Source organism: Treponema sp. HNW, from assembly GCF_050320395.1.
GTDB lineage: Bacteria > Spirochaetota > Spirochaetia > Treponematales > Treponemataceae > Treponema_C.
The window spans coordinates 1,038,814-1,064,315 of record NZ_CP144459.1 but is presented as its reverse complement, the minus strand read 5'-3'; the positions used below and the strand labels follow the sequence as shown (position 1 = coordinate 1,064,315).

Annotated in this window: 22 protein-coding genes and 1 pseudogene; 5 read left to right on the top strand and 18 right to left on the bottom strand. The window is 45.7% G+C overall.

From position 1 onward, the window contains the following. Positions 1-18: 18 nt before the first annotated feature. A complete protein-coding gene (locus tag V1L52_RS04965; protein ID WP_428771219.1) occupies positions 19-1,473 on the bottom strand; it encodes an AraC family transcriptional regulator in 1,455 nt (484 codons plus the stop codon). Between the two features lie 149 nt (positions 1,474-1,622). Here V1L52_RS04965 and V1L52_RS04960 point away from each other — a divergent pair, with 149 nt between their 5' ends. Genes V1L52_RS04960 through V1L52_RS04950 form a run of 3 tightly spaced genes read left to right on the top strand, consistent with a single transcriptional unit; the run spans position 1,623 to position 2,625 of the window. Continuing rightward, positions 1,623-1,811, top strand: a complete 189-nt coding sequence (locus V1L52_RS04960; protein ID WP_428771217.1) for a hypothetical protein — start codon at positions 1,623-1,625, stop codon at positions 1,809-1,811. A 59-nt stretch (positions 1,812-1,870) separates the two neighbouring features. After that, a complete protein-coding gene (locus V1L52_RS04955; RefSeq protein ID WP_428771215.1) occupies positions 1,871-2,026 on the top strand; it encodes a hypothetical protein in 156 nt (51 codons plus the stop codon). A gap of 44 nt (positions 2,027-2,070) precedes the next feature. After that, positions 2,071-2,625 (top strand): Rpn family recombination-promoting nuclease/putative transposase, encoded by a 555-nt coding sequence (locus V1L52_RS04950; protein ID WP_428771213.1) that lies wholly within the window; start codon positions 2,071-2,073, stop codon positions 2,623-2,625. Positions 2,626-2,671: 46 nt separating this feature from the next. Here the strand turns inward: V1L52_RS04950 and V1L52_RS04945 are convergent, their stop codons facing one another. The 5 genes from V1L52_RS04945 to V1L52_RS04925 all read right to left on the bottom strand — a co-directional run bounded on the left by V1L52_RS04945 (position 2,672) and on the right by V1L52_RS04925 (position 9,734). Further along, positions 2,672-3,331: a class I SAM-dependent methyltransferase gene (locus V1L52_RS04945; RefSeq protein WP_428771211.1), complete on the bottom strand. Its 660-nt coding sequence runs from the start codon at positions 3,329-3,331 to the stop codon at positions 2,672-2,674. A 480-nt stretch (positions 3,332-3,811) separates the two neighbouring features. Then, positions 3,812-5,500: an ABC transporter substrate-binding protein gene (locus V1L52_RS04940; protein WP_428771209.1), complete on the bottom strand. Its 1,689-nt coding sequence runs from the start codon at positions 5,498-5,500 to the stop codon at positions 3,812-3,814. A gap of 146 nt (positions 5,501-5,646) precedes the next feature. Continuing rightward, positions 5,647-6,558, bottom strand: a complete 912-nt coding sequence (locus tag V1L52_RS04935) for a carbohydrate ABC transporter permease (protein WP_428771207.1) — start codon at positions 6,556-6,558, stop codon at positions 5,647-5,649. Further along, entirely contained in the window at positions 6,552-7,466 is a 915-nt protein-coding gene (locus V1L52_RS04930; protein WP_428771205.1) for an ABC transporter permease, read from the bottom strand. The genes V1L52_RS04935 and V1L52_RS04930 overlap by 7 nt, the downstream gene beginning before the upstream one ends. 141 nt (positions 7,467-7,607) lie before the next feature. Next, complete coding sequence (locus tag V1L52_RS04925) at positions 7,608-9,734, bottom strand: methyl-accepting chemotaxis protein (protein ID WP_428771203.1); 2,127 nt, start codon at positions 9,732-9,734, stop codon at positions 7,608-7,610. Positions 9,735-10,027: 293 nt separating this feature from the next. On the opposite strand from V1L52_RS04925, the gene V1L52_RS04920 reads away from it, so the two are divergent. Beyond that, a complete protein-coding gene (locus V1L52_RS04920) occupies positions 10,028-11,485 on the top strand; it encodes an alpha-L-fucosidase (RefSeq protein ID WP_428771201.1) in 1,458 nt (485 codons plus the stop codon). A 65-nt stretch (positions 11,486-11,550) separates the two neighbouring features. Here V1L52_RS04920 and V1L52_RS04915 read toward each other — a convergent pair whose 3' ends face one another. The 9 genes and pseudogenes from V1L52_RS04915 to V1L52_RS04875 form a co-directional block, all read right to left on the bottom strand. After that, entirely contained in the window at positions 11,551-11,949 is a 399-nt protein-coding gene (locus V1L52_RS04915) for a hypothetical protein (protein ID WP_428771199.1), read from the bottom strand. A 286-nt stretch (positions 11,950-12,235) separates the two neighbouring features. Then, the gene (locus V1L52_RS04910; protein WP_428771197.1) at positions 12,236-13,069 is read right to left on the bottom strand and encodes an Rpn family recombination-promoting nuclease/putative transposase; all 834 of its coding nucleotides are present in this window, start codon (positions 13,067-13,069) and stop codon (positions 12,236-12,238) included. 128 nt (positions 13,070-13,197) lie between these two features. Continuing rightward, positions 13,198-13,539, bottom strand: a complete 342-nt coding sequence (locus tag V1L52_RS04905) for a hypothetical protein (RefSeq protein ID WP_428771865.1) — start codon at positions 13,537-13,539, stop codon at positions 13,198-13,200. Between the two features lie 61 nt (positions 13,540-13,600). Next, positions 13,601-13,681, bottom strand: a pseudogene (locus V1L52_RS04900) (hypothetical protein); the annotation flags it as partial. Between the two features lie 110 nt (positions 13,682-13,791). Continuing rightward, positions 13,792-14,610 carry a ParA family protein gene (locus V1L52_RS04895; RefSeq protein WP_428771195.1) on the bottom strand — a complete coding sequence of 273 codons (819 nt, stop codon included), beginning with the start codon at positions 14,608-14,610 and terminating at the stop codon, positions 13,792-13,794. A gap of 58 nt (positions 14,611-14,668) precedes the next feature. After that, positions 14,669-16,135 (bottom strand): M81 family metallopeptidase, encoded by a 1,467-nt coding sequence (locus V1L52_RS04890; RefSeq protein WP_428771193.1) that lies wholly within the window; start codon positions 16,133-16,135, stop codon positions 14,669-14,671. Positions 16,136-16,193: 58 nt separating this feature from the next. After that, on the bottom strand, positions 16,194-17,039 hold the full coding sequence (locus tag V1L52_RS04885; protein ID WP_428771191.1) for a carbohydrate ABC transporter permease: 846 nt from the start codon (positions 17,037-17,039) through the stop codon (positions 16,194-16,196). A 12-nt stretch (positions 17,040-17,051) separates the two neighbouring features. Then, the gene (locus tag V1L52_RS04880; protein WP_428771189.1) at positions 17,052-17,930 is read right to left on the bottom strand and encodes a carbohydrate ABC transporter permease; all 879 of its coding nucleotides are present in this window, start codon (positions 17,928-17,930) and stop codon (positions 17,052-17,054) included. Between the two features lie 84 nt (positions 17,931-18,014). Further along, positions 18,015-19,322, bottom strand: a complete 1,308-nt coding sequence (locus V1L52_RS04875) for an ABC transporter substrate-binding protein (RefSeq protein ID WP_428771187.1) — start codon at positions 19,320-19,322, stop codon at positions 18,015-18,017. 268 nt (positions 19,323-19,590) lie between these two features. On the opposite strand from V1L52_RS04875, the gene aspA reads away from it, so the two are divergent. Continuing rightward, positions 19,591-20,988 (top strand): aspartate ammonia-lyase, encoded by a 1,398-nt coding sequence (gene aspA / locus V1L52_RS04870; protein WP_428771185.1) that lies wholly within the window; start codon positions 19,591-19,593, stop codon positions 20,986-20,988. A 59-nt stretch (positions 20,989-21,047) separates the two neighbouring features. Here the strand turns inward: aspA and clpB are convergent, their stop codons facing one another. The 3 genes from clpB to V1L52_RS04855 are packed head-to-tail and all read right to left on the bottom strand — an operon-like array spanning position 21,048 to position 25,500. Beyond that, positions 21,048-23,675 (bottom strand): ATP-dependent chaperone ClpB, encoded by a 2,628-nt coding sequence (clpB, locus tag V1L52_RS04865; protein WP_428771183.1) that lies wholly within the window; start codon positions 23,673-23,675, stop codon positions 21,048-21,050. Between the two features lie 51 nt (positions 23,676-23,726). After that, positions 23,727-24,512: an ABC transporter ATP-binding protein gene (locus V1L52_RS04860; RefSeq protein WP_428771181.1), complete on the bottom strand. Its 786-nt coding sequence runs from the start codon at positions 24,510-24,512 to the stop codon at positions 23,727-23,729. After that, on the bottom strand, positions 24,505-25,500 hold the full coding sequence (locus V1L52_RS04855) for a FecCD family ABC transporter permease (protein WP_428771179.1): 996 nt from the start codon (positions 25,498-25,500) through the stop codon (positions 24,505-24,507). The genes V1L52_RS04860 and V1L52_RS04855 overlap by 8 nt, the downstream gene beginning before the upstream one ends. Between the last annotated feature and the right edge of the window lie 2 nt (positions 25,501-25,502).

Here is a 25,502-nt window from a genome sequence, read left to right as displayed (position 1 = left end):
ACCTCGAAAGCGAGTATATCACAGTTCGCCGCTCTCTGCAAACACCCTTTGTTTGAATTCGGAGGGCGTAAGGCCGTACTTTTTTTTGAATGCGCGGCGGAAGGTTTGCGAATTGGCATAGCCGCATTTTTCGGCAAGCGTGTGTACGGGCTCTTTTATATCGGCTTCTATAATGCTTTTTGCTTTTTCGAGGCGGAAATCTTCAAGATATTGGGCAAAGCTTTTATGAATGCGGCTGCGGAAAAAATAATACAAAAAGTTTTCTTTTATGCTAAAGTCCTCGGCCATTTGCGAAAGGTTTAAAAGCGGATTGGCGTAATTATCTTCAATGTAAGACAAGATGCGGCCGACCGTTTTAGAGTCGGCTTCCTGCACCGTGCATGCTTCAGGTTCCGTATCCTGCACAGGCTTAAACGATTCTTCGCCGTGTTGTAAAAAAGAACCTTCCCGTTGAGGCATAAAACGCAGCCGGCCGGCCGGACGCTTTACAAAATAAAATGCGCAGACAAAAAGCAGCACAAGTATAAGCGGAGGAAGGACAAAGCGCCGGACTTCAACGGCTTTCAGCATATCGGCAAGGGGAACAAGGACGATACAAAAGGTATTTGACGCTTTTAGGGGCCGTACAAAGGCAAGATATTTTTTTCCGTTTATTTTGTGTGTAAATGAAGCAAAAGAATCCGTTTCGGTTCGGTCAAAAAAATCGCTTTCCATAACGGACTGCGCATATGAAGCGTCTTTCGGAGTACGCATAAAGAGAACCTGTTTTTGAGAATCGGCAATAAAAACCTGCGTTTTCGGATATATAAAAAGAGGCTCGATAACGGAATCGAAATGGCTTGATTTTAAAAGCATCATAAGCTTACCCGTATTGGCGCTCGAATTTTGCAGGGGGAAGGTTTGAGAAAAGATGAGTACATTGCGGCTCACCCCGTTTGTCGTAATGGAGGTTTCAGCCATCCACTTATTCATATAGACGGGGCGCAAATACTCGGAGCGCCACTGACCGCTGTTCAAATCTTTAAATTCAAAAAGAGAGCTGTACATCGCATCTATATCGAAAAAGGCGTTGTCCGCTTCCAAAAGATAATCGCTTGTTTTGGAATAGACGAATATGTCTTCGATAACCGGGTGAACCGGTTTTACATAGGACAGCTGCCGCTGGGCATCTATGATTTTTTGTATGTCCGGCGAGCCTTGTTCAACCGTTCCCTGCGTTACAAAGCCCTGCACATCGGCGTTTATCATAAGCATGTGCGACAAACGCTGCATTTCGCGCATGGTAAAATTGAGCCTGTCGCCCGCCTGCATAACGGCATTTTGATAGGCATTTTTTTTAGAGCGGATTGAACGATACAGCACAGCGTATTCGATAAGGGCGGCAAGGAGTACAAAAATAATCACCGCCGCAACGGTATACAATGAGAAAAAGCACGTATGTTGTTTTTTACCGAAAAACGGAGCTTTTACCACGAAGATGATTATATCAATATTTTAAATAAAAGTACACTGAAAACGGTCAAAATGCTTTAATCGGCATAAAAACGGGACAGGATGTCCCGTTTTTAAACAATTGCCGAATCGCTCCTTTCGTGTTATACTGTGTATAAGGGAGGTGTAAAATGCGCAAAAGTTTTGATAATTTAACTATTGCAGATGACTTCATGTTTTGCACCGTAATGGAAGACCCTATCTTGTGCAAAGAACTGTTGACAATGCTGCTCAAATTGTTTAAAGTGGGCGGCTCAAATAGCGCCGCCCACTTTAATGAGAGTTTGCCGGCAGGCAAACTCTCATACAAACAGGTTTAGGTTCGCAATTCTCAGGAATTGCTCACTTATAGAACCTTAGTATGCCGGTAAAGTGTTTTATGTCAGTAAATGAAGTAAAAGGGGTGCGTCTCGATATTATGATTGAGGACGAAGACGGCAAGCTCTACGACGTTGAAATGCCGTTTTCTGCCAGACATCCGTGTCCAGCAGAAAACACCGAGTTTTGCGTTCCGCAAAACATCGCTTTTGTTTAAGGGGCACCGCCCTCCGTGGCGGAATTTGCCCGTTGCCTGAGCGTATGAGATATTATCAATGCGCTATCGATAACAGTGCAATAAACAAAGGCGGCGACTACAACGATTTACCCGATACCTTTATTATATTTTTATGTACCTTTGATTACTTACAAGAAGGATTACCCGTATATACGATAAACCCCTCGTGCAAAGAAACGGGGCAAACCTTTGACGACGGAACAACAAAAATCATAGTAAACAGCACCGCCTCGGAGAAAGCTGAAGAAAACCTCAAAGCCTTTTTATCATACATGAACGGACAACCGCCGGAAACGGCATTTACTAAGCAGCTTGAAAAGCGGGTAAATGAAACCAAAGAAAACGAAGAAAAACGGAGGGAGTACATGTTATTAAAATCATTTGAAATGGACGCACGAAGAGCAGGAATACAGGAAGGAATTCAAACAGGCATAGCACAAGGCAGAAGTGAGGGTATTGTTCAAGGTTCTTATCAAAAAGCTCTTGAAACAGCCAAACTCATGAAGCTAAAAAATTGTGATACTGATTTTATTATGGAAATAACAGGTCTTTCCCAATCTGAAGTTGAAAAGCTGTAAAACAAAAAAAACGCGTCCTACACAAAAATAGGAGATATGTTCCGCTTTATTTTCGATTTTCGCCGAGTATAAAGTAATGCCATGAGCCGTATTCTTTTCCGTTTACAATCATGTCCTGCGTATGCTGCAAGTCTATAATTTTTATACCTTCAAAAAGTGCGGAAATGCTTTCGGCGTCGGCAAAAAAATGGGGAATGCCGTTTTCCGGGCCGTCTTCAACCTTTATAACGGTATTTTCGTCTAAAACGGGAAAACCGGCTTCTTTATAACTCCATGCATTTTTAGAGCATAAGGTTACATACAGTTCTCCCCCGCTTTTAACTGTCCGTTTTATTTCGCCGAGTATTTTTTTTATGCCCGCCGTGTCCGTATGCGAAATAACGTGATAGGCAAAAAGACAGTCGAACGAATCGTCTTTGTACGGAAGCGAAATCATATCGCCGGAACGGACGCTGATATTCAGCTGTTTATCCGCCGACTCGGCGCGCAGCGGCTCAAGGGCCGAAGCCGAAAGGTCAAAGGCGTCAACGGTAAAACCTTGCTGCGCAAAAAAGAGCGAATGCCGCCCCAAGCCGCAGCCCAAATCAAAAAGGCGTGAATATCCTTTGCGTTTCCACCGCGCGGCCAAATAGTGGGCAATTTGTGCCGGCTCTTTCCAGCTGCCAGCGTCGGCTTTATCCCAATTCCACGCCTTATGTTCGGCCATGTGTTTATCTCCAAAATACCGATAATCGGCGGGTACATCGGGGCGGGTGCAAAAGGTTGTATAAACAATACTGAATGTGTGCGACGTGAACTCGACCCGCAAAAAGGCTTCCGCGTTCGGGCGCGCACGCCCTCACTTGTGCAGATTATTTTGCGGGCGCGAAACCCCGTCGCACACCACAGTATATTTATATGCTACGACCATAGCACCGCGCCCCTGTACCCGCCATTCCCGCTGTTCCGTAGGAACAGCGGAAGTCAATTTTCACAATTCCGACATGAACGCCGCACGTAAAACAGTCTGTTTTAAATTCTGCACAGAGAGCGGCCATATTTAAGCTGCAAGTTTGCATAATGTGCAAAAAGTTTCAACTTTTTGCCCCGACACGTTCAAGTCTGCGATGTTTTTAAGCGGCACATTCGTGCCGCTTAAAAACTCGTCGTGCAAGTTTAGCGCACTATTTGTGCGCTAAACTTGGGCCTACTTATACTGGCGGTCGTAGGCGGCCTGCATATTGGCAAGAACGTCCTGCAAGCGCAGCTTATCGAGGTTTTTAAGATAGGCGTCCCATTCTTTGTCGCTGTTTACGTCGAGGGTGCCGACCATAAACTTAACGGCGCTTTGGCGGATATAGTTTGCCAATTCCTGTTTAACGGTCGAAAACTTTTCGTTTTCTTCGGCGGTGTATTTGAGCGGCGGAACTTCGTTCTTTACGTTTGCATAGGGTTTGTACAGATTGTGAGTTTCGTCGTACAATACCTTTTCGAGATTTTTCGGTGCATAGTAATCGCCGGTCAAATCGGCTGCTTGTCCCAAGCGGAAAGCGGAGGTTTCTCCGATAGTATGACCTTCGATAAAGGTTACGTTTTGCGGATCCTTATCGTTCCAAGGCTTAAGCTGTTTCCAAATGGCCTTTTTGCCGTCCAAACCGACATCGGAGGCGGAAGCCCATGCCCATGCATCGCCTTCGTTTCCGTATTTTTGCTTAAGCGTTCCTTCGGTGCTGTACATATAGTCGAAATAGCGCAAAATGGCTTCGGCATAGGGTGTTTTGGCGGACAATACGAGGGCGCCCGTTCCCGGAGTGGGTAAAAAGTTAACCGCTTCGCGTACGCCTTTGGGGCCTTTTAAAGGCGCGATGGCCTGGAAGTGTAAAAAGCGCTCGCCGCTTAACGAAGAAAATTGACCTCTCCATCCGCCGGTTACAAAACCGACAACCGGCTGGGCGGCGCTTTCAACCAGCTGGGTAAGCTGACTTGAATCCTGTGTAAAAGAGCCGTTGTAAATAAGGCCTTCTTTATACAGTCTATTGATGTATTTAAGAGCTTCGCGGTAAGCGGCTTTATTTACGGCTGTGTCCACTTTTTTACCGTTCATCATATATCCTACATTGCCTTCGGCGCCGGCACCGGTATTCGTATCGAGGTCGCAGTAAATAAAGGAGTTCATCAAAAAGCGTTCTACCTGATCGTTCCATCCGATGATTGAACCTGCCAAGGGAATCTCGTCTTTTTTGCCGTTGCCGTTCGGATCCTTATCACGCATGGCAACCAGAACCTTGTAAAAATCTTCGGTTGTTTCGGGAACTTCCAAACCGAGCTTGTCGAGGAAGGGCTTGTAGACAAACATCTTGGCGGCATTTGTACAGTGGTAACATACTTCCAAACGGGGCAAAGAATAGATGTTGCCGTCGGTCATAGTCATAAAGCCCATTGCACCGGGGAAATCCTGCAAGGCTTTGTTCAGGTTGGGCAGGGTTCCGTCCGAATAGAATTTATTTAAAGGCATAAAAAGCTTTTCTTCGGCACCGTATGTTGTTTCTTCCGCAAAGCCTAAAACACGTTCAAAGCCGAAAAAAGCGTCGGGTAAATCGCCGCTTGCCAAGGTTAAGGCGAGTTTTTCTTTTGCAGCCTGTTCGGGAACCATAATCCAATTTACTTTAACGCCCGTTTTTTGTTCCATGAATTTGGAAAATTCGTTTGTGTTAAAGTCTTCAACACAGGGCGGCTGCGGCACCATAATATTTACGGTAATAGGTTCGGATACAACAGGATAGCTTCCCTTCGCCGTGTACTTGACCTTTGAAGCCGCGGCGGAATCTTTACCTCCGGCGGCAAACACGCATACGGCCGACACGAGGACAATGGCCATAGTTGCAAGTTTTTTCATAACTTTTCCTCCATAATTTTTAAGCGGTAAACGAACACCCGTTGTTAAACCGCCCGTATACTCACCGCGCATACGCACGGAAGTTTGCATTTTATTCGGCACAGCGACACGTTTCAGTGCGCCTCTGCTACTCGGCACTGCCGAGCTCAGCCTTTTACCGAGCCTATCATAACGCCCTTAACAAAGTGTTTTTGTACAAAGGGATATAAAACCAAAAGCGGAACGCTGGCTACCACAATGAGGGCGTACTTTATCGTTTCGGCCAAGCCCTGAGTACGGGCGGCGGCTTCAACATCCGAAAGCATACTCGGGTCCGTTCTGTTTACAATCAAGATGTTACGCAGCACAATCTGTAAGGGATACAGCTTTTTATCCTGCAAAAACACAAGGGCGTCGAAATAGCTGTTCCACAATACAACCGCGTAAAACAAAGCCAAAACCGCAATGATTGCCCCCGATAAGGGGATGACGATTTCGAAAAAAAAGCGCAAATCCGAACAGCCGTCGATTTGGGCGGCATCGTACAATTCGTTTGTAATGGTTTCCTGCAAAAAGGTGCGCGCAATAATTACGTTCCATACGTTTACCGCATTCGGCAGCACCAAAGCCCAGCGCGTATTGTACAATCCGATATTTTTTACAACAAGGTACAGGGGAATAAGGCCGCCCGAAAACAGCATGGTTACCATAATGAATTTGGTAACGAAGTTCCGCCCGTAAAATTCTTTACGCGAAAGCGGATAGGCAAGCAGCATCGAAAGCGACACACTCATAAAGGTTCCCAGCGCAACATAAATAATCGAGTTCATATAACCTGAAACGATATCCTTATTCGCAAAAACCGCCTTGTAGCTTATCGTGTCGAAATCTACCGGAAAAAGCCATACCTTGTGTGCGATAACCGCTTGGGGCGAACTGAACGAACTGGAAACAATATAGATAAGCGGATATAAAACCGTTACAAAACACAAAAGTAAAAATACGTTGTTTATAAGATTGAAGATACGGTCGGCGCGTATTTCGCGTACCCGTGAAACCGGTTTTGATTTATTTACCATAATCCGCCCTCATCTTTTTTTGCCTTTGCCAATTTATTGAATAAAAGAATAAGGCATACGTTTATAATCGAATTGATAACACCGATTGCCGTCGAATAGCTGAAATCGCTGTTTACCAAACCCATTTTATACACATAGGTCGACATAATTTCGGCCGTTTCCAAGTTTAAAGGGTTTTGCATTAAAAAAGCTTTTTCAAAGCCCAAGCTCATAACAAAGCCCATGTTCAAAATAAACATAATGACAATCGTGCTTTTTATGCCGGGTAAATCAACGTGCCATATTTTTTGAAATTTATTTACGCCGTCTACGCGGGCGGCTTCATACAGTTCGGGGTTAATCGAAGTAAGGGCGGCAAGGTAGATAATCGCGTTGTAACCCGTGTTTTGCCACAAAGCCGACCATACATAAATATGACGGAAGAGGCCCGGCTCGCCCATAAAGTTGCGCGCTTCCAAGCCCAAATAACCGCGTATTACGTTGAAAAGGCCGAGGGCGGGATTCATAAACTGCATCAAAATCGAAACCATAACGACCGTCGATATAAAATACGGGGCGTAGGTTATCATTTGCACCGATTTACGCCATGCTTTACTTTGCGTTTCGTTCAACGCAAGGGCCATAATAACGGCAAGGGGAATCGACGCAAAAAGGGCGTACATACTTAAAATAAAGGTATTCCACATAATTTGCAGGGCCGACGGGTTGCTGAAAAACTTGATAAATTGATTTAAGCCGACCCAGGGACTGCCCCAAATGCCCTTAGATACACGGTACTTTTTAAAGGCAAGCAAAATACCGTACATGGGAATGTACTTGAACAAAATAAAATAAATCATCGGAAGCGCAACAATGAGGTAAAACTGCCAATGCGCGCATACTTTTTGTTTAAACTTCTTATCGAGCATAGATACAGTATTACATCGGAATGCGTATTTTGAAAGCGTCGATATTTTAAAATCGGGTATGCTTATATAAAAAGATGAGGCATTTTTAAAAAAACAAGGCGTTTATTATAAAAAAATAAACGCCTTTAATAAAATCGGGGCTTACACTTTAAATTTTTCCACTTCCCGTACAAGACTTTCGATACTCTGTTTATTTTTTTGCGTAATTTCATTCACTTCCTGTACGGCATTATTTATTTGAACGGCTCCGGCGGCCATTTCGTTCATGCTGCCTGTAATAATACGGGTTAAACCGTCCAGTTTATCCATCTCGTGTGCAATACCCTCACCGCCGCGCAGCATTTCGTCCGAACCTTCTTTTACTTCAACCGTTACCGCATTGATGTCGCGGATTGCCGCAAGAACTTCTTTACTGCCCTTTTCCTGCTCATACATAGCTTCGGTTAAACGGCTGCTCATTGTTTTAACATTTTCGGCCAAAGAAAAAATCGCATTGAATTTTTCTTCTACGGTTTTGGAAGAAGCGGAAAGCGTTTCTATTTCACCGGACAGTGTTTTTAATGTCGATGTTATCGTTTTTCCCTGCACGGAAGATTCTTCGGCAAGTTTACGGATTTCATCGGCAACAACCGCAAAACCCTTCCCCGCTTCGCCTGCATGAGCGGCTTCGATAGCCGCATTCATAGCCAATAAGTTTGTTTGACCGGCAATATGCTGAATAACATTGGAAGCTTCTATCAAACTGCCCGATTCTTCGGCAATTTTTTGCGTTATCGCATTTGAACTCGATAAGGTTTCCTTACCTGCCGCAGTCGCGGATGCCAAATCTTTAATAACACTGTCGCTTTTACCGAGCGTCTGCGTAATCGATGCAATATTGGCAACCATTTGCTCTATTGCCGAAGAAGATTGGGCAACGCTCGCCGCTTGCGTTTCGATACTGCCGTTTAATTGCTTTATGGTACTTATAATTTCGCCGACGTTTTCGGCCGTTACGGCAACGCTCTCGGCTTGTGTCATTGCCTGCTGTTTAATGCCGTCAATATTCGCACTGATTTGATTTATGGCGCTTGCCGTTTCGATCATATTGCTGGAAAGTTCGGTGCCTATACTTTGCATAGTTCGGGTATTCCCGCCGACAGACTTTATGGATACCCCTATTTTTTCGATTGTCCGGTTAAAATACCGCGCCAATTCGCTTACTTCATCGTTACCCTGAATCGGCAGCCGGACGGTTAAATCGCCTTCACCTTGTGCAATATTTTTAAGCGCATCGGCGACACCTGCAACGGGCTTTACCATTTCCCGTGCAATCAAAAAGATAATCAAAAGCACAACAGCTAAAATGATGAATCCCGTAATTACCAGTGAAAGACGCAAATCATGTATTGTTCCCAAAAATTCTTCCACGGGAGCCATTATTACCAATGTCCAGCCGGTGGTTTTCAATTTGGCAAAAGAAGCGATATACTGTACATTTTCATACCAAAATAAATCCACATCGGAAGCACGGGCGGAAACGGCGCTTTGTTCAAATGCGGCAAGGGTGGCAAGAGAGGAATCCTTTTGTGCCAATACCGAAGCGTTTCGCTGTTCTTTAACCCACTGTATATCTTTATATGCAATTGTCGTTCCCGTAACTCCCAGTACATACGCTTCACCGGTTTTACCGACTACGATATCGTCAATGGATTCGGTAAGCCACAAACCGTTGACGCTTCCTGCCAAAATAGCGGCAACTCTGCGGTTTTCATCATAAATCGGAACGGCAAAAACACCTACCAAATCCCGGGAGCCGGTACGGGAAATAAGCGGTTCGGAAAAAAAGTTTTTACCCGCAATTGCCGACTTAAACCATTCCCGGTCGCTTACCGGAATAACGACTCCGCTGTTCGTATGCCTGTTGCCCTCTATATCGGTAATATCCAATTCCAATACGGCTTCATTAAATGCTATTTCGCGTTTGAGAAATTCCGTCTTTTCAAGATATGAATACGACGGATCCGTAAGTATCGGCATACGGGCTATTCCTTCAAAAAATTGGAAAAAAGCGGTTATTCTGCCGTCCAATATTTCCGCCGTATCGGCCGCCTTATCTATAAGATGAGTTTCGATTTTTTCCGTTACGGCTTTTCTCGCGGTTCTCACCGCTAAAACGCCTTGTATCGAACCGGCTGTAAAAACCAAAAGGCCGAAAATAATAAGCAGCTTTTTTCGAATGGAAAACAATTTGTGCGGTGCGCCGACTTTTTTTTCTTTTGCAGTCATACGGGGTACTCCTCTGAGTAAGAAATCTTTTTGTGTAACGGAGCCGAAAAACTCCGTAACACAAAATAAAAAAAAACAAAAAAATTGTCAACTAAGCTCTTTTCGGAATACACGGCACAGCATGCCGCATAAAAAGCGGTATCGTGTGCAAGCCTTATTAAGGGGCGTTTTTTTTAAAACAGGTCATTTACCGAAAAAAACATTTTGCCCCTGTTGCATAATGTAAAATAAGCTTATAATACGGTTACGGTTTATATTGAATCGATTATAATAAGCGTTATTCGGAGCATACTATGAAAAAAAACTTATATTCGGCCGAACAGCTGCATAGAATACAAAACTGGCAAAACCTGCAATTCGGCATGTTTATTCACTTCGGCCTCTATTCGCTTGCAGGCGGCTGTTGGAAGGGTAAGCCCGTAAAACGGGGCTATTGCGAGCAAATACTTTCGCACGGGGAACTTCCGCAAGCCGACTACGAAGCGTTAATGCACGAGTTCCGTATACCGGACTTTAACGCCGAGGATATCGCCCGCCTTGCAAAAGCGGCCGGCATGCGCTATATAGTGCTCACCTCAAAACACCACGACGGCTTTTGCCTCTTTAATACAAAGACAACCGATTACAATTCCGTGAACGCCGCATGTAAGCGCGACATCGTTGCCGAACTTGCCGCCGCCTGTAAAAAAGAAGGTCTTGCATTCGGCTTGTATTTTTCACTCATCGACTGGCACTGCCCCGATGCCCTCCCGATAAGTGCCCATAATTCCGACCGAATACCGCCGAAACACCACGAATACAATCTCGCCCAATTAACCGAATTGTTGACGAATTACGGCGATATCTGCGAGTTATGGCTAGATATGGGACATCCTACCGCCGAACAGTCAACAGAAATTAAAAAGCTTGTTCATTCGCTTCAAAAGCATATTATGATTAACGGCCGTATATGGAACGATATGGGCGACTTTGCAACCATGCCCGATAACGAACTACCGGAATTGCCCTTGGACGAATACGAATTGAATGTGCCATGGCAAACGCCTGCTTCGATTTATAAGGAAACATGGGGCTATAAAAGTTGGCAGGAACGCGGCAGTGCGGACGAAAAAACGGCGGAATTAGCCGAAAGCCTGCGCCGGGTGGTATCGGGCGGCGGCAATTATTTATTGAACATAGGGCCGGACAATACGGGAAGGGTTATTCCCTTTGAAAAAGAAGTATTGGAAGGCATAGGCCGCTCTTTAAAAGAAAGCCCCCTACCCGTCCGCGATTTTACCGGTTCGGCTTCCGGCCCGTCCGCTGCCGGCGGTGCCCAAAACTCCTCTGCACGAGAATCGGACAGCGGAGCACGGCAGCCTCCCCTTATTAAAGCCGAAAAAGACGGCTCTTTTATACTGAATATATGCACAAACCTCTTCCGTTATACGGGCGAAGAATACTACGGTTTGCGCCCCATTGTAACCGGTAAGCGCTGGCGCTTGGAAACACCGCCCGAAAATGACGAGCGTACCCGTATGTTAGGCTGGACATGCGTTTCTCCGCTTAAAGAAGACATTAAACTGTGCTTTGAAGACGACGACACGCGCATATATTTTCCGCTTCGAAAAGGAAAAACGCGCGGTATTATACACTCCGAATACCGCTTGCCGAACCGCCCGTTTTGCACATTGGAACTTTCCACCGTCGGAAATCCCTTGGAACGCGGAGAACTTATACCCGATAGCATAGCGCTGACGCTGGAAGGGTAACGGTGAAAAGAACGGTAAAACGGTAGAATATGTGCGGATACGAGCCTATACGGTTCACCCGATTTTTATTTTCTCCTTCGTTTTTTTATTTTCGGATAATCTTTCGGTAAATATAAGTATATACCTCTTCCGTCCTCGCCCAAAAGAAGAAAATCGTAGTTATGTTGTGCAGCAAATAATACTGCATTTATCTCATCTAAGGAACTAAATAACGGATCCCTCAAATCATCACGAAGCATGTAATACTTTTTACCCTCAATTTTTAGCAAATATTCTTTTATAAAATCTTCAAGCGGTAATTTTTTATCCGCTATTTTTGTCGATGCTTTTTTGTCCGGGCTTTTAATCTTTGCACAAAAAAAATATCGTGTATTACCTATCACTCGATAATCCACATCGGTATCGGTTAATTCATAGTAACCGTCAACGCAATATACATATATGAGCGCATATGTTCCCCACACATTTTCTCCCGAATAATAATAATTCTCAAGAAAAATACGTTCGCTGTTTTTTTCGAGCCGCCGTTCATATGTATCCTGCGCATAAAAAAAAGCACAAACCGACAACATAAAAAGAAAAATACCTGTTTCTTTAATGACTAACTCTTTCATCATATCCCATTTGTCTCCGTAATGCATTATATAATCTTGATAAAATTATACAATAGTGTAATACTTCGAAAAAACAAAGAGAATTTCAACGATATAGCTTTTACAATGTAAGGATTTTTTGCAAAAAGAGTCAGTTTTAGGAGAGTTCTGCGATTTCGGCTTCCGAAAGCCCGGTAACCCTGCCGATAAAATCAGCCGCACAATTTTCCTTTTTCATTAGGGCCGCTGTTGCCAATGCTTTTTGACGGGCACCTTCGGTAAGCCCGTCCTTTCGACCTCTATCAAAACCGATGGCTTCACCTTCAATACGTCCTTCTCTGCGTAAATCGTATTCACGGATATTCAATGACATATAGGTACTCCTGAATTGTTCGTTTAACTTTGCCGTTTCAACAAGCTCGTCTATATCTTTGGTAAAATCGCTTGTTGCCCGCTTTTTGCACAGGTACTCTAAAAAAGCATGAAGTTCCTTGTTTACTTCCCTGCCGTATGCACTTGCATTATAAAACACTTTGTAGGATTTGTCATCAAGAAAAAGAGCATTATTCTCGCTACAGACATTGCGGAAGGTATACACAGGTAAATCCTGTTTAAACGGGTCCGTAAGACAGATAAACATCACATAGCTTTCTTTAAGCTCATCATAGCCCTGTCCTGTCAACAGATTATCGACATCCATAAGACTTTGATAATAGCGAGTGCGTTTGGCAAGGGCGGGCCGTGTTGATGTTTGCATTTCTATATCAAAGGTGCGTTCATCATCGGCCGCATAGACATCCAGACGGATTCCCTTACTTTCATAGAAGGGGGCAATCGTTTTTTGTAAAGACGGGTATTCTATTTTGCCGACCTTAATATGTAACAGACGTTCGATAACACCCTTGCAGATTTCCGGATTTTTCATAATTGTGCCGAACATGAAGTCGTCAGTGAATGTCAGTTCATCTACAGTCTTAAAAACATAGGACATAACTTTTACCTCCACCTATATATATAGGTGGAGAATGACAAAAAAACAGACTTTTTACGGAAAAAAGCGGAATAATTTTACTAAAATTGAAGCGGGAACAGAGGGAAGCTGTTCTTCTATGAAGCGGATTATTTCTTCTTTTGATGTGTGTTCGGTAAGCCTGAAAGCGGCTTCAACATTTTCTCCGATAGATACGGGACCGTAAGCGGCGCCCCCTGCGGCAAACACCTTTCCCGCGGCAAAGCGCCCAAGGCACAGCCGCCGAAAGCCGCAAGGCCTATCGAAAGACCGCCCAAGCTGACGCCTCCTACAGCCACACCGCCGAGGGCAAGCAGCAATCCGATTGAAAGGCCGCCGAAGGAAAAGAGTCCCAATGAAATGCCTCCCAACGCGACAAGGCCGAATGCAATATTCCCGATTGCAATAATCCCGCGGGCACATCGGGCGCCGTTTCCCGTGTGTATGTGCACAAGGAGTGGGAATGTCGGGCATATTGATTCCGGCTTCCCATTTACTTACCGCTTGACGCGACACATCCAAGATTTCGGCAAGCTCTTCCTGCGAAAGAGCCCGTTGTTTGCGTAATTGTATAAGATTTTGTGCAAAGTTCATGTTCACCTCGTCTTTTAATCTTATACGCTTTTACGCTTTTGCACTACCAACTTAGCGGAGCAAATGCGCAACTTGGGGTTGCATAAGTGTAGATAAATACGGTAAAAAAACTAAAATTCCTCAGGCTTATTAAAATGTCCGCCGTGTATTATTTGTGCAAGATTATATACGGAATTAAAAAGCTCCGGCTGTACGACAATCCCTTTCTCTACTTCAAAACTGCCGGTTTCGCGCAAAAACATATTTCTACGGGTATCGGTAATTGCACGCACAGCCGAAGTAAACGGAACAAAGGCTGAAGATACAACCGTTTGAAAGGATTGACAAAAACGGTCAATATATTCTTTTTCCGCAGCGGAAACATCATAGACTTCATTGCTTTTTTCATTGGCTGAGTATCCGTTGATACAAAGGCGGCAGTCATTTTTATTCATTACGGTTTCATTGCTATCGCGGAAAAAACTTTCTGCAGAAAAATCGAAAAAACAGGGGCGAACAGGTCGCACAATAAGGTCTGAAGCATTATACAAATGTAAAGCCGAAACATCGTATCCGGATTGCAAATCCATAAAAACAAAATCGTATTGACCGTTTAATTCGGCAAGCATGCCGGTTAAATGCTGTAACGGCAAATTACGTAATTCAACCGAATTGAACGGCGCAGGAATTATATCAACATGAAATTTATCGGTCAACAAAATATAATCGTCAAGTTTGTTATCCGGTTTGCTTAAGGCAAGACCGATATTTTTATAACCGACTGCTTGTTCTGTTTCAGCATTAAGATAATAAAAACTTACGGATTTATTCATCGTTATATCTATAACCAAAACACGAAAACCCGCGGCACTCAAACAATTTGCCGTCATAATAAGCAAAGAACTTTTACCCGTGCCGCCGTTCATACTTGCAAAACCGATACGTTTCATAATTCTTCCTGTATTTTTATCTCCCGCTGTAATATTCTACAACAGGATTATAAAAGCATCAAGCTTTCCAGTGCATATCCTTGTCCAAAGGATATATCGGGCGGGGAAGTTCCTTATATTCCAAGCGCGAAAACACTTCGTTTGTACTGCCGTCGGTAAGGACGAGCATGGAGCGTTTTGCAATCGCCCTGATTTCCGGTTCAAGGTAGCCGAGTTTTACGACAATCGCCTTGCAGTGTTCGGGCTCGATTCCCAAAGCCCTCATCATTTCCGGGTCGTAACAGCCGACGTGTTTACTTGTAACGATAACGTCTATTCCCTGCACATCGATAAGCGCCATATCGCTGTTTTGTGCGCCGGGCCATGCTTTACACAGCTTTTTTACGCGCGCCTTTACCGCTATCGGCGAGCTTTTTACCGTATCGAAGGCGGCGCCCAGCGTTCCTTCAACGATGCTGCCCTCACCCGCTTTAAAGGCTGCTTCAACAAGGGCGGGGTCGTAAAAGGCTTGATAGCACAGGGGCGGGTTAAGCGACGAAAGATAAGAGTCGGCCATAATTTCTTTGAGGAAATTCGTTACGTCTTGGGAAGATCCGGCCGTCGGGTTATCGCCGCTGTCGGAAAGCACTACAGGGTACACGCCTTCTTCTATGCTCAATTTCGTGTGCTTGAGGGCGTCGGCGGTTTCGCGGGTTTCGTTGTAAAAACCGAATTCGCTTCTCGTATCCCAAAAAAGCTGCGCAAGCTCTTTTGCCTTTTTGCGCGCAAGCTCCCTGTCGCCGTCGGCTACAACCATAGCCGTAACACCGTTGTCGGCCGTATCCGCCCACGGAAAACCGAGTAAATAGGAAGCGGCCATAATGCCCCTTTCTTTTTCAACCTCGCGCAATACCGCTATAAGTTTTTTCATCGGCTCGACGCTTGTTTCGGACTGTTCGCCCGCAATTAAAAAGGGGATTTTTACCGCTTCCAAAACGGGTTTTGCTCCCTTTTCGAGGGTATCGATTGTCATACGGGCGGCGTGCACTCCGGTTTCGTAGGTGTCCGTGTGGGGCGCGCACTTATAGCCGACATAGCCGTCGACATAGCGCAGCATTCTGTCGGAAATAGTCGCGTGCATATCAAGCGAAGATAAAATCGGAATATCGGGGCAGATTTTGCGTATATCTTCGAGTAAGTCCCCTTCGGCTTCTCCTATACCGCGCACGCGCATGGAACCGTGAAGCGAAAGGCAGAGGGCGTCCAAGGGAAGAGCATCTTTTACAGCCTGTAAAAACTCGGCTTTAAGTTTAAGATAATAGTCTTTGTCCCACTCGCCGTTCGGGACGGCGCGCGCAATCAGTGCGGGAAGCACTTCATAGCCGGCTTCTTTAAGCGTTGCAATCGCTCCGCATACCGAACTTTGTCCCTTCGATTCAATCAATTCCTTTCCGCGGATAACCCAAATATCGTTTTCGCCGGTGGTAATCGGATTAAAGGTATCCGATTCGTGGTGCATTCCTCCGACGAGTACACGCTTTTTCATATAAAAACCTCCGATAAAAAGTCAAGCAATCGGCTCAAAGTTTTATGCTTTGCCGAGCCTACTCTTTTAAGGCGCCCTCGCCGAATCCTTTAATCAGCTGGGCATGAAACACAATATAAAATAAAATCATCGGCAATACACCGATAACCAACGAAGCATACTGCAAACCGTAGTCGATGTTCAATCTGCCGGCAAACTGCGTAATCGCAACGGGAAGGCTCTTTAAGCCGACCTTTGTCGTAAACACAAAGACAAATAAAAACTCGTTCCAATGTCTTAAAAAAGACAGAATAACCATGGTTGCAATCACGGGAACCGACAGGGGCATTATCATCATCCAAAATACATAGCGGTACTTTGCCCCGTCTATTTCGGCCGATTCGATAAGAGCGTTCGGGATTCCCCTCACATACGATATTGCAATCATAACTGACAGGGGCAAATCAAAGGCGATATAGGGAATAATAACGCCCAAGCGGGTATTGATAATTCCCAATTTTGCTTCAAGCTGAAACAGCGGAATGATTACCGCATGAACGCTTATCATTAAGCCCAAGGCAAAGGCCGAAGTAAAAAACTTTGCCGACTTAAACGGAAATTTGGTAAGCGCAAAGGCGGCCGCCATAGCTAAAAGCATGGTCGAAACGGTGGCGCTTATCGTATAAATAAAGCTGTTTACCAAGGCAATACCCAAATGCCCCTTTGCCCAGGATTCCGTATAGTTTGCAATGGTCGGTGCTTTGGGAAGGTCCAAGGGGTGAACCATAATTTCGGCATTAAGCTTAAATGAAGAATAAAAAAGCCATATTAACGGAAAAAGAGTTAAAACGGCAAAAAGCAGCATAAGAATATACGCGCTTAAGCGCCAAGCGTATGTACTTTGTCTAAGTGAAGTTGTTTTCATGTGCACACCGCCTTAATAGTCAAACCGTTTTGTTACCGCACGGCTTATAACTAAGGCAATAACGGTAAACACAATAATAATTACGGCAAGAGCGCTGCCGTAGCCGTAGTTTTGGAATACAAAGGTTGTATTATACATATATACGGCAATAACTTCCGTAAAATGAGCCGGCCCTCCGCCGGTCATTGAGTAAATCAAATCGAAACTTTTAAAACTGCCCGAAACGGCAAGAATCGTATTTATAAAAATAACGTGAGCGAGCATGGGAGCAATGAGGCGCATAAAAACGGTACCCTCTTTTGCGCCTTCAAGCTGAGCGGCTTCAATAACGCTGTAGGGTATGCGCTGCAAATTGGCTAAAAAAATAACCATGTATAAACTCGTATGCTGCCATAACAGTACGAATAAAATAGGCACTATTGCAAAATACCGATGCTCGAATATCGTCATAATATAATCGGGATTTCCCGTTATATGCCTGACAATAGCCGGCACAATACCCACCGGAGAAAATATACGGTTCCACAACTGGGCGACGATAACCGATGAAATTGTTATGGGTAAAAAGATTAACACTTCAAACATATCGGCGTTTTTAACCATTTTGCGGTACAGCATATAGGCAAGTAACAGGCCCAAAGGAATTTGGCCGAACACCGAAATCAACACAATTGCAATATTATTGCGCAGTCCTATATAAAAAACAGGGTCGGTAAACATACGGATATAGTTGCCCAATCCGATAAATTCCATTTTTCCGTAGCCCTTCCATTTTGTAAAACTGAGATAAAAACTGAACAATACCGGAAAAATAATAATACCGATATATATGATAAAGGCGGGCAGTAAAAAAGAAAAATAACTTGCCCGTTTTTGCCCTATATAGGTCATTTGTCAACCGCCTGAATGTGATAAGGGGCTGCCTAAAAAGCCGATTACTCTTTAGACAACCCCAATCGATTATTTCACAATCGATTATTTTTTTCTGTTGCTGTCGTTTGCGGCAACCCATGCTTCGTATTCGTTTGCAAGCTGTGCCGGCGTTTTTTCACCGATCATAACCGCTTGAATACCGGGGTTAAGCAAACCGTTTACGCCTTCGCCGTCCATCTTCGCATCGATAACATAACCCATCGTTTGGTTGTTGATGAGGTCGATGTATTGCTTACTCAATTGGTCGATATTGAATTTTGCAAGGTCGAGCTTATAGGTGGTAACGGTTCCGTAACGGGTAAGAATTTCGCATGCTTCTTTTCCGGAAACAAAGGAGATAAACTTCCATGCGGCATCGGCTTTTGCACCTTCCAATTTTGCATTCATACCGAAGTTTTCACCGAGCGTTGCGGCACTTGAACCCTTGGTAACTTCTCCCGCAACGGCGGGGAATGCGATAACCTGATACTGCTCAAAATCTTCGGGCTTTGCCGATTTTTTTAGGGCGGAAATGCGCCAGCCGGCGTCCAACAAGTATACCGCCTTATCGGCAACGAATTCGCCCCATGAAGCGGTACCTTCAAGCTGGTTTACTCCCGGAGGGAAAAGCTTTGCATCGGTCATCTTTTTGATAACGGCGATGGCGTCTACAAACTGCTTGTCGGAGAATTTAGCCGTACCGGCCATAGCTTTGTCGAACCATGCTTTGCCGGCCATACGGTCGGTAAGCATGGACAGCAATAAGGACTGTGCCTGCCACTGGCCCTTGTTTGCAAAGGCAAGCGGAGTTAAGCCTGCGGCACGGATAACCGGAACCTGTGCAATCATTTCATCGAGGGTTTTGGGCGTGGTTAAGCCGAGTTGTTTTTGCAGTTTGGGGTTTACATAAACGGCGGTACATACGGCCATGTTGGTGGAAATAATATAGATTTCACCGTTCGGGCCTTGCGGCTCCCAAATAGCGGGGTTGTAATTCTTTTTCAAATCGTCGGTAAGATAGGGACGCAAATCTTTTACCATGCCGCGGTCCAAAACGTAACCGGAGCGGGCGCCTGCATAGGTGGTAAATACGTCGGGAATATCGCCCGAAGCGGCCATTATCTGAAACTTGTCGTGAAAAGCTTCACCGTTTACATATTCGAATTCCAATTTGATATTCGGATATTTTTTTTGGAAAGCTTCAACCGTTACGGGCCAATATGCGGATTGGGGGTTTGCAAGATCCATCTGCATGTACACCGAAAGGGTTACGGGTGCATTCGGATCAACGCTGTCTTTTTTTTTACAGCCGACAAATGCAAGAGTAACAACCAGACATAATGCCGTTACAAGGGCAATACTCTTTTTCATTTTAATCCTCCTAAGAGATACGAATAATTATCGCACAATTTAGTGCGTAGTGCAGTACAGTATATCACTGCTTTAATCTTGATGCCAGCGTCATTTTTTGAAATAAATGCGTCAAAAATTTAAAAAGAGGGCGTTTTTTAAAACACATATGCAGCCCGTCATGACTTATATAAAAATGCCTCTGGCACTTTGCTTTTTTTCGCGTTACACTGTTGACATGCACAGTCGGTAATGTACAGCAAAATCGAGCACAGGAGAAGCGACGACTATGAGAACCGAACACGATTTACTCGGAGAGCGCGAAGTTCCGGACGAAGCCTATTACGGCATTCAAACCCTGCGCGCCGTTGAAAACTTTTCGATAACGGGTATAAAACTGAATTTATATCCGCAACTGATTTACGCCCTTGCCCGGGTAAAGGCGGCGGCCGCCCGCGCAAACTTCGACCTGGGTATTTTGGATAAGGCGCGCTGTGAGGCTATAGAAAAAGCCTGTGCAGAAGTTGCCGAAGGTAAATTCAATAAGGAATTTGTTGTCGATATGATTCAAGGCGGGGCGGGAACGTCGACAAACATGAACGCAAACGAAGTGATTGCAAACCGTGCCTTGGAACTGTTGGGGCATAAAAAGGGCGAATACACATACTGCCACCCGAACAACCACGTGAACCTGTCCCAATCGACAAACGACGCCTACCCCACCGCGGTTAAAATCGCCCTTTATTCGGGAAACAAACCTTTAATAGAAGAACTGCAAAGACTCATCGCTTCTATGCGCAAAAAGGCGGCCGAGTTTTCTTCGGTTTTAAAGATGGGACGCACCCAGTTACAGGACGCCGTTCCGATGACACTCGGACAAACCTTCGAAGCTTACGCGGTAACCCTCACGGAAGAAGTCGAGCGCTTAAACGAAAACGCCCGCCTTTTTTCGGAAATCAATATGGGAGCAACGGCTATCGGCACGGGCATAAACAGCGAGCCGGGTTATGTTGAAAAAGTAACCGCGCACTTAAAAAACATTACGGGTATGCCCCTTGTTTCATCGCCCAACCTTATCGAAGCCACGCAGGACACCGGCTCCTTTGTTATGTATTCGGCTTCGGTAAAGCGGCTTGCCCTAAAACTTTCCAAAATCTGCAACGATTTACGGCTTTTGTCGTCGGGGCCGCGCTGCGGCATAAACGAAATAAATTTGCCGCCCGTGCAGCCGGGTTCGTCCATTATGCCCGGAAAGGTGAATCCGGTTATTCCCGAAGCGGTTAACCAAACCGCCTTTAAGGTTATCGGAAACGATTTAAGCGTAACCCTCGCCTCGGAAGCCGGACAATTGGAATTAAATGTTTTTGAGCCCATCATTGCCTTCAGCCTGTTTCAATCGCAGGATATGCTGTGCCGCGCTATGGAAACCCTGCGCACACGCTGTATAGACGGCATTACGGCAAACACCGAGCTGTGCCGCGATATGGTCTACAAGAGCATAGGTTTGGTAACCGCCGTAAATCCGTTTATAGGCTATGAAGCGGCTACCGAAATCGCCAAAACCGCCCTTAAAACGGGACGCTCCGTATACGAGCTTATATTGGAACAGGGTTTATTGACGCGAACGCAGCTTGACGATATTTTAAACCCCGAAAACATGACCCACCCGCGGAAGATACAAAAGTAAAAGGGCGCGGCGGAAACTGTCCGGAAGCTTCAATTTTCAGACAGTCTTCGCTTGTTTTTTTAGACAAAATCCAAGCCGCCGCCGGCACCCTTAACGACGCGCACGGTGCTTCCTTCAGGATAATCGCCTGCAAGGATTTTTTTTGCAAGCGGGTTTTCCAAATAGGTTTGAATGGCGCGTTTTACCGGGCGCGCACCGAACAGGGGATCGTAGCCCGTATCGGCAAGCCAGCCGACCGCTTCGTCGGAAACGTCCAGCGTTTGGCGGCGCTCGGCAAAACGTTTTGCAAGGCGTTCCAATTGGTTGCGCACAATGGATTCCATACAGCTTCGGTCAAGGCGGCTGAACGTAATTATTTCGTCTATGCGGTTTAAAAACTCGGGACGGAAGCGCGATTTTAAAAGCGCATCTATATCCGAAGCGGCCGCATTCAGTTTTTCGTTTGTGTCGGCTTGCAAAATCAAATCGCTTCCGATATTGCTTGTCATAATGATAATCGTGTTTTTAAAGTCCACTACCCTACCCTGACTGTCGGTTAAGCGGCCGTCGTCGAGCACTTGCAAAAGCACGTTGAATACGTCCGTGTGCGCCTTTTCGATTTCGTCAAAAAGAACGACGCTGTAAGGCCGGCGGCGCACGGCTTCGGTTAACTGGCCGCCTTCGTCGTAACCGACATAGCCCGGCGGCGCTCCGATAAGGCGGCTTACGCTGAACTTTTCCATATATTCGCTCATGTCGATGCGCGTAAGGGCTTTTTCGTCGTTGAATAAAAAGTCGGCAAGGGTTTTAGCCAATTCGGTTTTGCCGACACCCGTCGGGCCTATAAACAAAAAGCTTCCCAGCGGGCGGTTTTCGTCGCTTAAGCCTGCGCGGTTCCGCCTTATGGCGTCGGCTACGGCTGAAACGGCTTTTTCCTGGCCGATAACGCGCTTATGCAGTACTTTTTCCAAATCGAGGTATTTTTGCTTTTCGCCTGCAAGCATTTTGCTCACGGGTATTCCCGTCCACGTTGACACAATGCGCGCAATATCTTCTTCGGACACTTCCTGGCGCAAAAGGCGTTCGGGACTTGCCGCTTGAACGGCCGATCCCTGTGCGGCCGCACCGCTTGTGCCGTCCGCTTGAGCATTTTCTTCTTCAAGGGCTTTTTGCAGTTTCCGCTCTATTTCGGGAATACGGCCGTATTTTAATTCGGCGGCTTTTTCCAAATTGCCCTCGCGGGTATAGCGCACTTCGTCGGTATGAAGCTGTTCGAGTTCTTCTTTGAGTTTGCGTGCCGTATCTATGCGGCCTTTTTCGTTTTGCCACTGCATTTTCATCGCGTCGCGGCGCGCGGTATGTTCGGCCAATTCTTTATTCAGCTTTTCAAGGCGCTCAAGGGAAGCGGCATCTTTTTCTTTACTTAAGGCCTGTTTTTCTATCGTAAGTTGAAGGATTTTCCGCTCTTCCTGATCAAGCTCGGTGGGCTGGCTTTCGATTTCCATTTTAAGTTTACTGGCCGCCTCATCCACCAAGTCTATGGCCTTATCCGGTAAAAAGCGGTTGGTAATATAGCGGTTCGACAAAACGGCGGCGGCAACAAGGGCATCGTCGCGGATACGCACGCCGTGGTGTACTTCGTACTTTTCCTGTAAGCCGCGCAAAATCGCAATCGTGTCTTCTACGGAAGGCTCGGCGCAGTACACTTGCTGAAAACGGCGCTCCAATGCGGCGTCTTTTTCTATGTATTTGCGGTATTCGTCGAGGGTGGTCGCTCCGACTGCGCGGAGCTCTCCGCGCGCCAAAGCCGGCTTTAATAAATTGGAAGCATCCATAGCCCCCTCCGTCGCTCCCGCTCCGACAAGGGTGTGAAGCTCGTCTATAAAGAGAATGATTGAGCCCTCGCTTTTTTGCACTTCGTTTATAACGGCTTTTAAGCGCTCTTCAAATTCGCCGCGGAATTTTGCTCCCGCAACAAGGGCACCCAAATCGAGGGCAAGAAGCCGTTTGTTTTTTAAACTGTCGGGTACGTCGGATGCGACAATGCGGCGGGCAAGGCCTTCGACAATGGCGGTTTTTCCGACGCCCGGCTCTCCTATAAGCACGGGGTTGTTTTTTGTGCGCCTGCTCAAAACCTGCATAACGCGTCTGATTTCTTCGTCGCGCCCGATAACCGGATCTATTTTTTCCCGGCGCGCAAGGGCGGTAAGGTCGCGGCAGTATTTATCCAAGGCTTGCATTGTCGCTTCCGGATCCTGATTCGTTACACGCTGATTGCCGCGCACCGCTTTTAAAGCGTCCAAAACGGCATTGCGCGTAATGCCGCGCTTTTTTAAAAGGTCGGCAACGCTTCCGCTTGAAACGAGCATTGCCAAAAAAATATGTTCAACCGATAAATATTCGTCTTTTAAAGCGGAAGCTTCGCGTTCGGCCTTTGCAAGGATTTTTGCGGCCTCCGAAGAAAGCGCCATTTGAGCGTTGCCGTGTATAACCGGACAGCGCGTTAAAAGTTCTTCAACATCATGCAAAAGAGAAGCCGGTGCAATGCCGATACGTTCGATAAGGGGCGGAACAATGCCGCCTTCCTGCGTAAGAAAGGCGTACAGTAAGTGTTCCGCACCGATTTCGCTGTGGTCTTTTTGCTGCGCAAGAGTACCCGCACTTTGCAGGGCATCCTGAACCTTAACGGTCATTTTATCGTAATTCATACTATGAATGTACGATTTTTAAAAGCAAACGTCAAATAAAAAGTGCTGTAATCATATCGCGGCAAGCGGAACTATTCCGCGGACGCTTCCGTTTGCAAACGGAACATCCAATATCGAACAGTCAATATGAAAAAAGTCGCGGATATTTTTTTCGGTTATAATAGCGGCGGAATCTCCGAAAAGATATTTTTTTAGCCCCATAAACAAGGCTTTGTCGGAGATTTTAAGCGCGTTTGCCGGAAAATGCGTATTGAATAAAACGGCTTTTTTATCTTCATGAGCAAGTTTTTCGACCGTATCCAATACCCGCATTTGATTTCGCATATCGAGATTCGATTCGGGTTCATCCATAATCAATATATCCGGATTTTTAACCAAAGCGCGCGCAATCAGCACCATTTGGAGTTGTCCTCCGCTCAATTGATTGCAGGATTTATCCCGTAAAGCGGCAATTCCCAAGCGATCCAACGCTTCATCGGCACAGGCATAATCGGCTTTCGAAGGTGTTCTTCCGAAGCCGACAAAGGCATTGCGTCCCATAACAACCATTTCCCGTACTTTGTAGCCGAAAACATTTTTTTTTGCCTGCGGTACATAACCGACCTTAGTCCAAAATAGGGAATCGGAAAAACCGCTTGTTTTTTCGTCTTCACCGATAAAAACCTTCCCCTTTTGAAAACCGAGAAAGCCCATAATGCATTTTATGAGGGTTGTTTTTCCAATACCGTTTGAACCCATCACCGCAAGTATTTGTCCGCGCTCGATGCTGAAAGATAAGTTTTCAAACAGGGGCGATTTATCGGAATACGCAAACGAAACATTTTCGATTTTAATCATACCATCCGCCTCCGCTTTTATTTAAAAGGGTTGCAAAAATGGGAGCGCCGACCAAAGCAGTCAAAATGGACAGGGGTATTTCCGTAGCCGTAACGCTTCTGGCAAGCGTATCTATGACAATTAAAAATACCGCTCCGAGCAAAATACTCGTTAAACAATTGTATTTATGATCGGTTCCGATTATCATACGCGAAAGGTGGGGAACCGCCAAACCGACAAAACCGATTACACCGCAATGCGAAACGGTTAAGGCGGCAATAACGGCAGTAGCCGCAATAATTAAAGCTCTGGTCAAATTAAGGTTTACGCCCAGCGATAAAGCTTCTTCACGGCTTAAAGAAAGTACATTCAACCGCCAGCGTAAAAGCCATAAAAGAAAAACGGCGGCTCCTAAAAAGGGTACGGCCTTAATAATATCGTCATACGATACTCCCGCTAAACTTCCCATAAGCCAATACGTAATGGCAGGCAGCTTCGATTCCGGATCGGCAACGAATTTAACCAATGAAGTTAAAGCTTCAAAGGCGGCGCCTACAATAATGCCGGCAAGAACTAAAGTTAAGGTGCTGCGCTGTCCTTTTCGTTTACTGAGCCGATAGGTAAGAGCCATACCGAAAAGGCCGAACAACAAAGAGCTTGTTTCCACCAAAACAAAATTTGAAAACAACAAGATTCCGAAAGCCGCCCCGAAGCCGGCACTGTAGGAAACGCCCAACACATGGGCGCTTACCAGGGGATTGCCGAACATCGCCTGCAAACTTAAGCCGGCGGCGGACAATCCCGCTCCTACAACGGCAGCCATGATAATACGCGGCATGCGTACCGTCCATATAACCGTATCCAAAGCGGGATTGTTTCCGTAATTAAAGGCCGAACGCAGCACATCCAGCGGATTCATTGTGTATCTTCCGATACACAATGCCGCCGAACTTACGAGAATCAACAGGATGAATAAAAAAAAGTTTAACCTATGTTTCTCATTAATCATTA

Bases quoted from the DNA above. Each gene is read 5' to 3' on its own strand.
- V1L52_RS04960 (WP_428771217.1), top strand. From the start codon at position 1,623: ATGCGCAAAAGTTTTGATAATTTAACTATTGCAGATGACTTCATGTTT.
- V1L52_RS04860 (WP_428771181.1), bottom strand. From the start codon at position 24,512: ATGATTAAAATCGAAAATGTTTCGTTTGCGTATTCCGATAAATCGCCC.
- V1L52_RS04855 (WP_428771179.1), bottom strand. From the start codon at position 25,500: ATGATTAATGAGAAACATAGGTTAAACTTTTTTTTATTCATCCTGTTG.
- aspA (WP_428771185.1), top strand. From the start codon at position 19,591: ATGAGAACCGAACACGATTTACTCGGAGAGCGCGAAGTTCCGGACGAA.
- V1L52_RS04945 (WP_428771211.1), bottom strand. From the start codon at position 3,331: ATGGCCGAACATAAGGCGTGGAATTGGGATAAAGCCGACGCTGGCAGC.
- clpB (WP_428771183.1), bottom strand. From the start codon at position 23,675: ATGAATTACGATAAAATGACCGTTAAGGTTCAGGATGCCCTGCAAAGT.
- V1L52_RS04955 (WP_428771215.1), top strand. From the start codon at position 1,871: ATGTCAGTAAATGAAGTAAAAGGGGTGCGTCTCGATATTATGATTGAG.
- V1L52_RS04950 (WP_428771213.1), top strand. From the start codon at position 2,071: ATGAGATATTATCAATGCGCTATCGATAACAGTGCAATAAACAAAGGC.
- V1L52_RS04875 (WP_428771187.1), bottom strand. From the start codon at position 19,322: ATGAAAAAGAGTATTGCCCTTGTAACGGCATTATGTCTGGTTGTTACT.
- V1L52_RS04925 (WP_428771203.1), bottom strand. From the start codon at position 9,734: ATGACTGCAAAAGAAAAAAAAGTCGGCGCACCGCACAAATTGTTTTCC.
- V1L52_RS04890 (WP_428771193.1), bottom strand. From the start codon at position 16,135: ATGAAAAAGCGTGTACTCGTCGGAGGAATGCACCACGAATCGGATACC.
- V1L52_RS04935 (WP_428771207.1), bottom strand. From the start codon at position 6,558: ATGGTAAATAAATCAAAACCGGTTTCACGGGTACGCGAAATACGCGCC.
- V1L52_RS04880 (WP_428771189.1), bottom strand. From the start codon at position 17,930: ATGACCTATATAGGGCAAAAACGGGCAAGTTATTTTTCTTTTTTACTG.
- V1L52_RS04940 (WP_428771209.1), bottom strand. From the start codon at position 5,500: ATGAAAAAACTTGCAACTATGGCCATTGTCCTCGTGTCGGCCGTATGC.
- V1L52_RS04910 (WP_428771197.1), bottom strand. From the start codon at position 13,069: ATGTCCTATGTTTTTAAGACTGTAGATGAACTGACATTCACTGACGAC.
- V1L52_RS04885 (WP_428771191.1), bottom strand. From the start codon at position 17,039: ATGAAAACAACTTCACTTAGACAAAGTACATACGCTTGGCGCTTAAGC.
- V1L52_RS04895 (WP_428771195.1), bottom strand. From the start codon at position 14,610: ATGAAACGTATCGGTTTTGCAAGTATGAACGGCGGCACGGGTAAAAGT.
- V1L52_RS04920 (WP_428771201.1), top strand. From the start codon at position 10,028: ATGAAAAAAAACTTATATTCGGCCGAACAGCTGCATAGAATACAAAAC.
- V1L52_RS04930 (WP_428771205.1), bottom strand. From the start codon at position 7,466: ATGCTCGATAAGAAGTTTAAACAAAAAGTATGCGCGCATTGGCAGTTT.